Annotated in this window: 12 protein-coding genes; 5 read left to right on the top strand and 7 right to left on the bottom strand. The window is 64.2% G+C overall.

Annotation, left to right across the window (positions count from 1 at the left end):
• Positions 1 to 2 precede the first annotated feature (2 nt).
• Complete coding sequence (locus tag RY1_RS14240) at positions 3 to 1,691, top strand: SulP family inorganic anion transporter (RefSeq protein ID WP_072804285.1); 1,689 nt, start codon at positions 3 to 5, stop codon at positions 1,689 to 1,691.
• A gap of 9 nt (positions 1,692 to 1,700) precedes the next feature.
• Here RY1_RS14240 and RY1_RS14235 read toward each other — a convergent pair whose 3' ends face one another.
• Positions 1,701 to 3,047 (bottom strand): diacylglycerol/lipid kinase family protein, encoded by a 1,347-nt coding sequence (locus RY1_RS14235; RefSeq protein WP_072804218.1) that lies wholly within the window; start codon positions 3,045 to 3,047, stop codon positions 1,701 to 1,703.
• Positions 3,048 to 3,239: 192 nt separating this feature from the next.
• Between RY1_RS14235 and RY1_RS14230 the strand changes: the two genes are divergently transcribed.
• Entirely contained in the window at positions 3,240 to 4,835 is a 1,596-nt protein-coding gene (locus RY1_RS14230; protein ID WP_072804217.1) for an MFS transporter, read from the top strand.
• 219 nt (positions 4,836 to 5,054) lie between these two features.
• Positions 5,055 to 6,311 (top strand): glycoside hydrolase family 183 protein, encoded by a 1,257-nt coding sequence (locus RY1_RS14225; protein ID WP_072804216.1) that lies wholly within the window; start codon positions 5,055 to 5,057, stop codon positions 6,309 to 6,311.
• On the opposite strand, the gene RY1_RS14220 is transcribed toward RY1_RS14225, so the two are convergent.
• Positions 6,308 to 7,072, bottom strand: a complete 765-nt coding sequence (locus RY1_RS14220) for an enoyl-CoA hydratase/isomerase family protein (protein WP_072804215.1) — start codon at positions 7,070 to 7,072, stop codon at positions 6,308 to 6,310. The genes RY1_RS14225 and RY1_RS14220 overlap by 4 nt on opposite strands.
• A gap of 86 nt (positions 7,073 to 7,158) precedes the next feature.
• Here RY1_RS14220 and RY1_RS14215 point away from each other — a divergent pair, with 86 nt between their 5' ends.
• On the top strand, positions 7,159 to 8,031 hold the full coding sequence (locus RY1_RS14215; RefSeq protein WP_072804284.1) for a TetR-type transcription factor C-terminal domain-containing protein: 873 nt from the start codon (positions 7,159 to 7,161) through the stop codon (positions 8,029 to 8,031).
• 6 nt (positions 8,032 to 8,037) lie between these two features.
• Here RY1_RS14215 and RY1_RS14210 read toward each other — a convergent pair whose 3' ends face one another.
• The 4 genes from RY1_RS14210 to RY1_RS14195 all read right to left on the bottom strand — a co-directional run bounded on the left by RY1_RS14210 (position 8,038) and on the right by RY1_RS14195 (position 11,743).
• Positions 8,038 to 8,868, bottom strand: a complete 831-nt coding sequence (locus RY1_RS14210) for an SDR family oxidoreductase (protein WP_072804214.1) — start codon at positions 8,866 to 8,868, stop codon at positions 8,038 to 8,040.
• 12 nt (positions 8,869 to 8,880) lie between these two features.
• Positions 8,881 to 10,044: a thiolase family protein gene (locus RY1_RS14205; protein WP_072804213.1), complete on the bottom strand. Its 1,164-nt coding sequence runs from the start codon at positions 10,042 to 10,044 to the stop codon at positions 8,881 to 8,883.
• Positions 10,045 to 10,152: 108 nt separating this feature from the next.
• Positions 10,153 to 10,569 carry an SRPBCC family protein gene (locus RY1_RS14200; protein WP_072804212.1) on the bottom strand — a complete coding sequence of 139 codons (417 nt, stop codon included), beginning with the start codon at positions 10,567 to 10,569 and terminating at the stop codon, positions 10,153 to 10,155.
• A gap of 4 nt (positions 10,570 to 10,573) precedes the next feature.
• Positions 10,574 to 11,743 carry an LLM class flavin-dependent oxidoreductase gene (locus RY1_RS14195; RefSeq protein ID WP_072804211.1) on the bottom strand — a complete coding sequence of 390 codons (1,170 nt, stop codon included), beginning with the start codon at positions 11,741 to 11,743 and terminating at the stop codon, positions 10,574 to 10,576.
• Between the two features lie 301 nt (positions 11,744 to 12,044).
• Between RY1_RS14195 and RY1_RS14190 the strand changes: the two genes are divergently transcribed.
• A complete protein-coding gene (locus RY1_RS14190) occupies positions 12,045 to 12,878 on the top strand; it encodes an SDR family NAD(P)-dependent oxidoreductase (protein ID WP_072804210.1) in 834 nt (277 codons plus the stop codon).
• A gap of 1 nt (position 12,879) precedes the next feature.
• On the opposite strand, the gene RY1_RS29970 is transcribed toward RY1_RS14190, so the two are convergent.
• On the bottom strand, positions 12,880 to 13,035 hold the full coding sequence (locus tag RY1_RS29970) for a hypothetical protein (protein WP_156376392.1): 156 nt from the start codon (positions 13,033 to 13,035) through the stop codon (positions 12,880 to 12,882).
• Positions 13,036 to 13,048: the final 13 nt, after the last annotated feature.

The following is a 13,048-nucleotide window of genomic DNA, read 5'->3' as shown; positions in this document are numbered from 1 at the left end:
CGATGTCCTGGACCGCGAGCCTCACCCGGTTGCCCGGGATAGCGACCGTTCGTGTGTATCGGCGTCAGTGGCTGCGCCCCGACGTCACTGCCGGGCTCGTTCTGACCGCTCTGCTCATTCCCGCCGGAATGGGGTACGCGGAGGCTGCGGGCCTTCCGGCGTATGCAGGTCTGTACGCCACGATCGTTCCGTTGCTTGCCTATGCGGTGGTCGGGCCGTCGAAAATACTTGTGCTCGGCCCGGATTCGTCGCTTGCACCGCTCATCGCGGCGGCGGTACTCCCACTGGCGCTGACCGACGACCCGGACAGTGCGCTCGCGCTGGCAGGTATTCTGGGCGTACTCGTCGGACTGATTCTGCTGGTGGGTGGATTTCTGCGACTGGGGTTCGTCACCGAATTGCTCTCGAAGCCGATCCGCCTCGGCTACCTGAATGCGATCGCGCTCATCGTCGTGGTCGGTCAACTGCCCAAGCTTCTCGGATTCTCCGTCGATGCGTCCGGCCTCATCGGGGAGATCGGTGAGATCGGTCGGTCCATGATCACCGGGGGCATCGACCCCGTCGCGGCTGCAATGGGCATCGGCTCACTCCTGGTCATCGTCGGATTTCGTATGTGGGTGCCGAGGGTCCCTGGCGTTCTCGTGGCAGTGGTCGGGGCCATGATCGTCTCTGCGGCGGCTGGGCTGACCGACGACATCGGGATGGTCGGAGCGTTGCCTGCAGGTCTGCCGCTTCCCTCGTTCGGCGGTGTGGACTGGGGCGATGTGGGAAGCCTCGTCGGCCCGGCAGCCGGCATCGCACTGATCGCGTTTGCAGACACCGGCGTGCTGTCGCGAACCTTCGCCGCGCGGCACGGTGAGGACGTGAACGGCAGCACGGAAATGAAGGCGGTCGGCGTGGCCAACATCGCCGGTGGAATGTTCGGCGGATTTCCCATCTCCGCGAGCGGGTCTCGAACTCCGGTAGCCGAACAGAGCGGAGCTCGTACGCAATTGGCCTGTGTCGTAGGGGCGCTCGCAGTACTGGTCTTCGTACTCGTGGCGCCCGGCGTCACCGCGTATCTACCCGATGCGACGCTCGGCGCCGTGGTGATCGTGGCTGCCATGGCCCTGGTGGACGTGGGAGGCATGGTCCGGATGTGGCGCATGAGCTTCGTGGAGTTCGGTCTCGCCGTGGCTGCCTTCCTCGGGGTAGCGCTGGTGGGTGTGCTCCAAGGGATCCTCGTCGCCATTGGATTGTCCTTCGTCGCGGTGGTCGCGCGGGCGTGGCAGCCGTATCGCACCGAACTCGTCAAGCCGGCCGACCGGCCCGGTTTTCACGACGTCAGTCGACATCCCGATGGGCAGCGAATTCCGGGTATGGTGATCGTGCGCTTCGACGCCCCTCTGTTCTTCGCCAACGGTGAGATCTTCGACGAGTACGTGCGCTCTGTTGCCGCTACCGCGCCGAGCCCGGTCGAGTGGGTGGTGGTGGCAGCCGAGCCGATCACGGGCCTCGACACGACCGCCGTCGATGAATTGGTCGATCTCGACACCTATCTCGAAGGGAACGGCATTCGGTTGGTGTTCGCGGAGATGAAGGGCCCGATCAAGGATCGGCTGATTCGTTTCGGGGTCGGCGACAGGTTCGACTCGTCGCATTTCTATCCCACCGTCGAGTCTGCGGTCGCGGCATTCCGCGGTCGAACCTGACCGGAGAGATCAGTCGGCAGTTGCGGACGCTGCGGAACGGGATCGAAATGCTGTGCCGAACAGTGCGCCCCAGTCGAAGTTGGGCTCCGCGGGACGTACCCCTGGCCTCGTTCGCGGCACCTGCACCCGTAGGGCATTCGGTTCGATGGTGCACCGCACAGGGGTACGCAGGACAAGGGATTCTCCGTCGACTCCCACTGGAATCTCCGGAGTGTCTGCGCGGATGATCACCTCGGCTGCCGTTGTCTGTGTCAGACCACGAACATTGTTGCGGTGCAACAACCCGACCGCCTGTCGGGTGTTGGCCACCGAAACGGTGACGGCCCCGAGCACGCCGCGGTCGAGACGGTCGCGCCGATTGAGACCCGCCAGATCGCTTGCACCGTATGCATTGTTGCTCACCAGGACGGCCTGGGGTTCGGTCACCACGGTGTCGCCGATCTGTGCCTCCAACCGAGGTCCGGCATGCCCGGTGAGCAGATCCGGGAGCAGTGACAGCACGGTCGCTGCTTTGTCGTCGCGGTATGCGGGGCTGCGGACGATCTCGGCGTACACCCCGAACGAGGCATTGTTGACGAAGGGTCGGCCGTCGATGGTGCCGAGGTCGACGTGCAGTTCGACACCGTCTCGCAACGCGTCGAGCGACAATGTCGGGTCGGTGCGGTCGAGTCCGAGGTCCATCGCGAAGTGGTTCCGGGTTCCCGCGCTGATGACGAGAAACGGTACGTCGTTCTCGGCCGCGACAGCCGCCACGAGCGCTTGGGTGCCGTCACCGCCCGCGACTCCCAGCAGATCCGCTCCCTGCGCGACCGCCTGCCGGGCGAGTTCCGAGACGTCGATGACGGTCGGGCCTTCGAGCAGGACCACCTGGGCGCCGAGTTCCTCGGCTCGGCGTCGGAGATCGAATTTCGCGACCTTCCCGCCGCCGGAATGCGGGTTCATGATGATGAACGGATGACGGGGTGGTGACGCCGGATACTCGGGCATTGCCGCGTCCGCGCGTCTGGCCCGCAACGCGATGCGGGCGCAGAGAACGGCCAGCAGCCCGAGCGCGTAGGAGACCAGTACGACCCACAGCAAGTCGGCGCGAAGAAACAGCGCGAGGACGACGATGGGTGCGGCGACGGCCACGGCCAGTGATATCCATCTGATCAGTCCCCGGCGGGTGAGAAACCAGTACAGCGCCGCCACCGCGATCACGACGCCACCGGTTCCCGCGGCGAGCAACGCCGCGGTGCCGAGCACACCCGCGACGAGAATCGGCGCTGCCGCGGCGCCGAGTGCGAACACGAACGCAGCACGCGCCCACCAGCGCCGGGCACGGGCGCTGGCGTCGAGCGTGGTCGGTTTGTTCACATGAGCACCCCTCCCCGTAAGGCAGTTCACTCCCGTGGACCGAGTTCCATCGTAAGGCCGACGCAGGGCCGTACGAGCACATTCGTGGCGGGGGGAATTCACGACGACGCCAAGTCACCCTCGAGGGATGATGTGTGATCGATCGACGGGCGGCAGAGTCGAGTTTTCCACAGCTGCCGGACGGGTGCGTTCATGACTGCTGCAACGAAATCCAGTTCGTCGCTGGTCCTGACGGTGTTGGCGGCGGGTCAGTTCGTGATGACTCTGGACAGTTCGGTGATGAACGTGTCCATGGCGTCGGTCGCTGCCGATCTGGACACGACGATCACAGGCATTCAGACGGCTATCACGCTGTACACACTGGTCATGGCGACTCTGATGATCACCGGTGGCAAGATCGGCACCATCATGGGGCGTCGACGGGCGTTCGGTCTCGGACTCGTGATCTACGGGATCGGATCGTTCACCACCGGGCTGGCGCCGAACCTGGCGGTGCTGTTGATCGGATGGTCGTTGCTGGAGGGAGTGGGCGCGGCACTGATCATGCCGGCGATCGTCGCCCTCGTCGCGGCGAATTTTCCGTCCGAACGACGCGCTGCCGCATACGGTCTCGTTGCAGCTGCAGGAGCGATGGCGGTGGCGGCAGGTCCACTGATAGGCGGGGCAGTGACGACGTTCGCCTCGTGGCGGTACGTATTCTTCGGTGAGGTCGTCATCGTCGTGATGATTCTGCTCGTGCTTCGACGTGTCAACGATGTCCCACCGGCCACGGCGAGGCTCGATCTGGTGGGCTCGGGATTGTCCGTGGTGAGCCTCGGCCTCATCGTTTTCGGCGTTCTGCGCTCGGGTGAATGGGGATGGGTCCAGCCGAAACCCGGTGCAACCGAGATCGCTGGGCTCTCGCCGGTGATCTGGCTGATCATGGGCGGTTCGGTGCTGCTGTACGGATTTCTGCGCTGGCAGACGCATCTCGCCGCGACCGGTGGTGATCCGCTCGTGGATCCAGGCCTCCTGCGCAACCGGCAACTCACCGGTGGTCTCACGATGTTCTTCGCGCAGTTCACCGTTCAGGCCGGAGTCTTCTTCACGGTGCCGCTGTTTCTGTCCGTGGTACTCGAGCTGAGCGCTCTGCAGACCGGACTTCGGTTGGTGCCGTTGTCGATTGCCCTGCTCGTCGCCGCCGCGGGAATACCGAAGGTGTGGCCGCGCGCCAACCCTCGGCGCGTGGTGCGGGTGGGATGGACAGCGATGATTCTGGGGATCCTGGTGCTCGTGGCGGGAATGGATCCGGGTGCGAACGCTGCGATCGTCGCGGTGCCGATGCTGCTGATGGGCATCGGACTCGGCGCACTGGCGTCACAACTCGGCGCCGTGACAGTCTCGGCAGTGCCGGATTCGCAGAGCGCCGAAGTAGGCGGGTTGCAGAACACTGCGACCAATCTCGGTGCGTCACTGGGTACGGCGTTGATCGGGTCGGTACTGATCGCGACGTTGAGCACATCGATAGTCGCGGGGATCCAGGCGAACCCCGATGTTCCCGCAGCAGTGAAAGAACAGGCGACGACGGAACTGTCTGCCGGCGTGCCGTTCCTGTCCGACACCCAGCTGCGCGCCGCGGCAACCGATGCCTCGCTGGACGAATCGACCGTCGAGAACATTGTCGAACTCAATTCGGACGCGCGTCTGGATGGACTGCGGGCCGCGCTGTCGATCGCCGCACTGCTCGGCATCGCGGCTCTGTTCTTCACCGGCAGCGTTCCGCGGGAGCCACCGGCGGGCAAGACCTGAATCGGCGATGCGCGGACACCGACGCTGATTCTTGCTCGCTACCCGAGACCGGGTCGACGTGGTCCGACTTCTGGAGAGTCACCAGATGATATACCGAATCCCATCGATGTCATTCGGACGAATGTGCATTTGTCAATAGCGATTTGTTGCGCAACGAGTCGATTTCAGTAACACTCACCACATCAGTCACACGAGTAACACGACCCGGTGAGGACTTGTATGCGCACACGACGTCGACAGATCGCAGTGGGTGCGGTCCTCACTCTGGTGGCCAGTGGGCTCGGAGCACTCACCGGGACACCTGTGGCATCGGCGGAACCGTGTGGGGGTATCGGCGGGCCTGGGTCGTCGCCTCTGTTCGGCTCCTCGGGAAGCGGCGACGGCAAGAACCCGAGGGGCCCGCAGGGGCCGCTGCCGGTCATCTCGGGCGGAAACACGCAGTCGATCGCGTGGGTTACCGGGCCGGAGAGTTCGAACAGCACGTACGACCGACTCGGCATCTCCGGAACGGATCTGGGCATCAGCTGGGACAACGGCAAGGGCCAGACATTGATGGCCTTCGGCGACACGTTCGGCAACTGCTCGGTGAACGGCCAACAGTGGCGTAGCAATGTCCTGTTGCGCTCGGACGACACGAACCTCGCCGACGGCATCTCGTTCGGTCCCGCGATTCCCGGTGACTCGAACTCGGGTGCCGTGGTGCAGGCGGCCACACCCCGATTCGCGAGCGAAGTGATCCCGAGCCTCGGTCTGCCGAAGGTCGAGGACACCACGATCCCGACCGCGGCCATCGCCATCGACGGTGTCCAGTACATGAATTACATGTCGGTGCGTGAATGGGGTGCGCCGGGGCGCTGGGTCACCAACTTCTCCGCGATCGCTGTGTCGAACGACAACGGGCAGACCTGGGCGACGTCACCGTCGACCATCCGCGTCAACGCAGGTGTGACGATCCCCGGTGTCGCGCAGGTCGAGGAAAGCAACGGCAAGTATCAGATGAACGCCTACGCTCGCGGCAACGACGGTTACATCTACCAGTTCGGTACGCCGAACGGCCGATTCGGTGCGGCTTTCGTCTCCCGCGTGCTTCCCGAGAACATCCTCGATCTGACGAAATACGAGTACTCGACACAGGACGCTGCCACGCCGTGGTCGACGAATGTCGCCGACTCCGTATCGGTGGTCAAGGAACCCGTCAGTGAGTTGTCGGTGTCGTGGAACGAGTACCTGCAGCGCTATGTCATGTTGTACGGCAACGAGGTCGACAGAACCATCCTCGCCAGGACCGCCGACAAACCGGAAGGTCCGTGGAGCGCGCCGACGACCCTGCTCGACGCACGGCAGTCCTCGGGTGGAATCTACGCGCCCTACATCCACCCGATCACCTCCGGAAAAGACCTGTACTTCACGGCATCCCGGTGGTCGGACTACAACGTGCTGCTACTGAAGACGAATCTCGATGTTCTGAAGCGTTAGCGACCGGCGAACTTGGTGATTCGCGTGACGGCGTCTTCCGATGTGCTGACCTTCGCGATGGTCAGTGCTTCGTCGTCGAGATGATCGGCATACGAACGGGTTCCCGACGCCCGGAGCAGCCGTCGCGTCTGCCCGATCGCGGGGAAGGTGCCGCGGGCGAGCCTGGCTGCGATGTCGTCGGCGCGTGGGTTGATCTCGTCGTCGTCGACGACGTCGGTGATCAGGTCCCAATCGAGGGCCTCGTCGGCGGTCAATACCTTGCCGTCGAGCAGTATGCGCGCAGCGCGGCGCATTCCGACCACCCGAGGCAGCAGTTCGGAGACACCGCAGTCCGGTGACAGTCCGACGGCCGAATATGCAGCGGTGAACGTGCTCGAGGTCCCTGCGACCACGAAGTCGGCAGCCAGGACCAGGCCGAGGCCTGCGCCCGCCGCCGAACCTTGAACCGCCGCGACGACGGGCACGGGAAGCGAGTCGAGCATCACGAGCGCGCGATGGACCGTGCCCGCGAGATCGGTCAGGAACGCGGGCATGTCGGAGGCAGCTGCCATCTGCCGCACGTCACCCCCGGCACAGAAGTTCTTGCCTCCACCGGACAAAACGAGGACTCGTGTCGAGGTGTCTGCCGCTACCTCGGCGACGGCGGCCTCGAAGCCCGCGGCCAGTTCGGGGTCGAGGGCGTTCGACGCCCTCGGTCGGTCGAGGTGAATCCGCGCGATTCCGTCGGAGACGCTGTAGTGCACCGTGGTGTCGATCGACATGTGTGTTCTCTTCCTGATTCGCCTGAGTGGACACGTTCGTCACCGTTCGGACGAGCCGAACAGTGACGTTCCGTTACGCTGAACATATGTCGGTCGCGACCAGCTCGAACAGCCCGGGGGTACATATCGGCGCACGCGTGCGCGAGATCAGGATGTCGACCGGGGTGTCTTTGCGTGAACTTGCACGGCGCCTTGCACTCAGCCCCGCGACCATCACGGCGCTCGAGAAGGGTCGTACGACGATGAGCGTCGATCGGCTGCACGAGATCGCCACCGCACTGGGTGTCTCGCCCGCCGACCTGTTCGCGACCGGATCTGCTGTCTCGCCGTCGCCGCGAGGTACGGGCGACGACCTCGCCGACGGCAACTGGCGCGAGTTCGCGGACATCGAGATGGACGTCGCGCTGCGCGCTGCCCTTGCCTGCATCGTCCGAAAGGGGTACCACGGCTGCTCCATTCGCGACATCGCCGAGGAAGCGAACTCCAGTGTCTCCGCCCTCTATCACTACTATCCGAGCAAGCAGGCCATGTTGGTCGCGTTGTTCGAACTGACGATGACGGATCTGCTTCACCGTGCGAAAGCAGCTCGCGACGAATGCGATCCGAGCGATCATGTCGCGAGGTTTTCGCGCCTGGTGGAGAGTTTGACGCTCTACCACAGCTACCGCAAGGAACTGGCGTTCGTGGGAACGAGCGAGATGCGCAGCCTCGAGGGCAGCAGTCATTCCGATATCGCGTCCAAACGAATTTCGCTGCAGCGCATGGTCGACCTCGAAGTACAGACGGGAGTCGACCTCGGGTTGTTCGCAACCGATCGCCCGCACGACGCCGCACGGGCGGTGGTGAACATGTGCGTCTCCGTTGCACAGTGGTACAACCCGTCCGGCGACGAGCAGCCCGAGGAGATCGCGGCCGCGTACGTCCGCTTCGCCCTCGATCTGGTCGCCCATCGAGCCTGAGGACTTTCAGCGCGGGTCGACGAAGATGTCGTAGTCGAGCGGCGGGGTGCCGCCGTAACTGCTCAGATCCGTCGCTCCGGTTTCGCGCAACACGTCGACGTCGATGAGTGTGCTGCCGGTGCGACGAGCCGGAGTGTGCGACAGAACCGCGGCGGCCGCGTCGGCCATGATCTGCGGGCTACGCGCGTGATCGGTTCCGTCCTCGCCGCCGAGAAGGTTCCGCACCGCGGCGGTCGCTATGGTCGTCTCCGGCCACAGGCAGTTCGCGGAGATGTCGAACTCTGCGAACTCGGCGGCGAAACCCAGTGTGAGTAGCGTCATTCCGTACTTTCCCAGCATGTATCCGGGGTGTTTGCCCAACCATTCGGCGGACATGTTCAGCGGCGGCGACAGCGTCAGTACGTGTGCCGACGACGACTTCTTCAGGTGCGGAAGGCACGCCTGGGTCAATGCGAAGGTCCCGCGAACGTTGACCTGCTGGATGAGGTCGAAACGCTTCAACGGCAGGTCCTCGGTGCTCGAGAGGTCGAGCACGCTCGCGTTGTTGATGCAGAAGTCGATGCCGCCGAATTCGTCTGCGGCCGTGCGCGCCGCACGCGCGACATCGTCGTCGCTGCGGACATCTCCGACGACGCCGACGGCACGTCCACCTGCACTCTCGATCTGCTCGACAGCGGTGTGGACGGTGCCCGGTAGCCGTGGATCGGGAACACCCGTCTTGGCCAACAGAACGAGATTCGCACCGCCGCGGGCCAGCTCGGTGGCGATGGCGAGGCCGATGCCTCGGCTTCCGCCGGACATGACCGCGGTGATCCCGGCGAAACGTGTGTTGCTCATTGGAGATTCCCCCTACAGTCGTTCGATGATGGTGGCGTTGGCCATGCCGCCGCCCTCGCACATGGTCTGCAAGCCGTACCGGCCACCGGTGGCTTCGAGATAGGTCAGCATGGAGGCCAGCAGTCGTCCACCCGATGCCCCGAGAGGGTGGCCGAGGGCGATCGCGCCGCCGGCCGGATTCAATCGGGCCGGGTCGGTGTCGAAGTGGCTCTGCCACATCAGCGGTACGGAAGCGAATGCCTCGTTGACCTCGTAGGTGTCTATCTCGTCGAGCGTCAGCCCGCTGCGCGCGAGTATCTTCTCCGTCGCCGGGATCGGCCCGGTCAGCATCAGTAGCGGGTCGCTGCCCGATACTGCGAAGCTGTGAAAACGTGCGCGCGGTGTCAGACCCAGTGCCGCGGCCTTCTCCTCGCTCATGATCAGAGCTGCGGAGGCACCGTCGGTGAGCGGCGAGGAATTTCCGGCGGTGATGGACCACGTTATCTCCGGAAAGCGCTCCGACAGAGCCGAATTCTGGAACACCGGCTTCAGGCCGGACAGCGAGGTGGCAGTGGTCGACGACCGGACCGTCTCGTCGATCACTGCGTCTGACACCGGGACGATCTGATCGTGCTGCACGCGATCTGCCGATTGCGCGGCGAGACGGTGCGATCGTGCGGCGTACTCGTCCAGTTGTTCGCGATCGAACTTCCACCGCGCGGCGATGAGTTCGGCTCCGATTCCCTGGGAGACCAGGCCGTCGGGGTATCGCGCGGACAGCGGTCCGACGGTAGGGTCCTTGTCACCGACGTTCGAGAACATCGGCGCCCGGCTCATCGATTCGACGCCTGCCGCGATGACGATGTCGTATACACCTGCGGAAACGCCCTGTGCCGCAAAGGTCGCAGCCTGCTGGCTCGAACCGCACTGACGGTCGATCGTCGTGGCGGGGACCGATTCCGGGAAGCCGGCAGCCAGCACGGCGGTGCGCCCGATGTTGACCGCCTGTTCACCGGCCTGCGTGACGCAGCCGGTGATGACGTCGTCGATCAGCGCGGGATCGAGGTCGTGCTTGGCGACGAGCGTGCGTAACAGGTCGGCGAGCAAGGTGGCCGGGTGGACGCCGGACAGCGAGCCGCCCGGCTTGCCCTTGCCCGACGGTGTTCGGATGACGTCGACGATGACTGCGGTACTCATCCAGCGCTCCCTGTTCGTACGATCGTTCGGTTTAAAGCGACCTTGCCAGATGGTAGTACCGCTAGTCAACGGGGGTATCGCCGAGCAGCTGTTCAGTCATGTTGAACACTACAAGTGTGCCAAACGCCCGGCCTCGTCGAGTGCAGCGCGGTAGATGTCGCCGATGCCTGCTTCGAGGTCCTTCTCCAGCGCTGCCGGGTTCTCACCCGCCGCGGTGAATTCCGCATCCCACGAGACCACGGAACCCGATGCTGCGGCGTCGACCCTGATCGTCGAGACGTACTTCGCCAACGGAAGCGGCCCGTCGATGTATTCGTATGTGTACGTGCGGTTGTCGTCGTTGTGAGCGACAATGCGCTCGCGGGCAGGATTGCCGTCGGTGAACACGACGTGACGGACGTCGTCCTCGAGACGCGACGACGCGAGCGACGGGATCCACTGGGCTGCAGTGGCAGGATCGCCGACGACCGCCCAGACGGCGTCGGGGGACTGGGGGTATTCCTGTCGGAGCGAGACGATTGCCATTTCTCTAGACCCTTCCCAGCTCGGCGTTGTACTTCTGTGTCATATGGTCGACTGCCTTGCGATGCTCGTCGGCCTGGCCTCCGCGCACAGCCTCGGCGTGGGCCGCCGCGTCGAGCATCGGCTGCGCCTGTCCTTGGAAGTACGGCATGACGTCCTGCGCGAACAGCTCGTAGGAACGTTTGGTGGCCTGCGGGTTCGCCCAGTCGTGACCTTGGATCAGCAGTGTGCCGAATCCGCCGGACTGGTCGACGAGGCGTTGCACCTGCGCGCGTGCCTGTTCCGCGGTGCCGATGACGCCGATGCCGGAGGTGTTGATGAAGTCGATCATCTCCTTCTTGTTCTCGCCGCGAACGTCCATCTGCGGGAACGCTGCAACGTGCTGCAGATAGTTGAACCAGTACTCGATGCCGTGCTCGACGTCCTCGTACGCCTGCTCGACGGTCTCGGCGATATGGAACGGCCCGACGAGGCGCCACGCCGCACGGTCCACCTCGTCGGAACGGCCGGCCTGTGCGGCGAACTCTTCGAGCATGCCCCAATGGTGTTGCAGCGCACTGAATCCGTCGGCAGTCAACGTCGCGGCGATGGACAGCAGGCCGATGCCCAGTTTGCCTGCCAGACGTGCGCCGGTCGGTGACGCGATCGCTGCGACGACGACATCGAACAGCGGGTCGGAGTACGGCGCCATCTGGATCTTTGCGTCGAACAGCTCGTGCGTGCGGGTCTTGGCGGTGACGGTCTCACCGCGCAGCAGACGCATGATGATGTCGGCGTTCTCGGCCAACAACTCTCGGGTGTCGATCTGCGAGAGGCCGAGCATCGCGGCGTCGGTGGGCAGCGAGCCGGGGCCGAGGCCGAACAGGACACGGCCGTGCGTCAGGTGATCGAGCAGGACCATACGCTCGGCTGCCCACAGTGGGTTGTGGTAACTGACCGAGGTGACGCCGGTGCCGAGCTTGATGCGGCTTGTGCGCTCACCGGCCGCGGCGATCATGATCTCGGGGGAGGCGTAGATCTCGGCGCCTGCCGAGTGGTGTTCGCCGAACCACGCCTCGTCGAAGCCCAGCTTCTCGACGTACTCGACGAGTTCGAGATCGCGCTGAAGCAGCAGTGTCGGGTTCTGTCCTGGGGTGTGGATAGGGGCGAGAAACGTACCGAACTTCAGACGCGTCATCGAGTCTCCAAAAGTGCCGAGTGGATTGGTCTCGGTGACTGTATGACCTACGCCACAGTGGCCGACAGTCCTCGAAAGTGGACAGTGCGGATCGTATCGATCGATCGGTGGGCCGTTGGGCACCCGGCAGCCCGTGAATACTTGTCGGCGTACATTTGAGACGTCGGCCGCAGGGTCGACGACCGAACAACTGTTCGGACAGACTGAACAATATCGGTCTTGACCGAACAGTATCGGTCTTGTCAGCACGGTGCAGGGCGCCTACACGCCATTGTCCCAAGACATGATTCGGGAGAGAGAAATGACGAAACTACTCGAGGGCAAAGTGGCCGTCGTGACGGGCGGTACGAGCGGAATCGGGCGGGGAATCGTCGAGCGGTTCGTTGCCGAAGGCGCGAAGGTCGTCATTGCCGACATCCGTGACGAAGGGGCAGCGATCGCGCGAGATCTTGGGGATGCAGCGGCGTACACCCACACGGACGTGACGGACGAGGGATCGGTGCGAGACTCGATCTCCTTCGCCGTGAAGCAATTCGGTCGACTGGACGTGATGGTCAACAACGCAGGCGCGCAGGGGGACCCGTCGTCGATTCTGGAGGCTGACGCCGACGGATTCGACAGAACTGTTGCACTGCTGGCGCGTTCGGTGCTTCTCGGTCACAAATACAGTGCAGCGCAGTTCATCGAGCAGGGGTCGAAGGGGTCGATTGTGTCGACCGGCAGCGCAGCGTCGTTGCAAGGTGGTTGGAGCACAGTCGGTTACACGGCGGCAAAACATGCCGTGGTGGGGCTCGTGCGTCAAGCTGCAGCGGAACTCGGCCCGCACGGCATCAGATCGAATGCAATTGCCCCAGGAATCATCATGACCCCCATCATGTCCAGAACCTTCGGAGTCGAGGACGCCAGGAGCGAGGAGTTCATCGAGTTCTTGGCCGCACGTCTCGGCCCGTCGCAGCCGTCCCTTCGTGTCGGGTATCCCGCGGATGTGGCCGCGGTTGCTGCATTCCTTGCCAGTGACCTGTCGGAATACGTCAGCGGGGCCGTGATTCCCGTCGACGGTGGTGCAACCAGCGTGACCTTGGGAACCTTCGCCAGCGATGTCGTTGCCGCAGCAGGAGAATTCTCGGCAGGCTGAATCACAACGCAGACATGACCACAACGCAGCGCATGGACTCGATGTCCGAGGTTACCGAGTCCATGCGCTCCCACGCAGCAACGTTGACGATGGTTCCTCGTGCTCGCGTCGACTCGATCGCCGAGAAACTTCTCTCGGCGACTCTGACCTGCGCCACAGCATCCGACGGT

The organism is Rhodococcus yunnanensis NBRC 103083, from assembly GCF_001895005.1.
Lineage (GTDB): Bacteria > Actinomycetota > Actinomycetes > Mycobacteriales > Mycobacteriaceae > Rhodococcoides > Rhodococcoides yunnanense.
The sequence above is the reverse complement of the archived record's forward strand: the minus strand, read 5'-3'. Positions and strand labels throughout refer to the sequence as shown.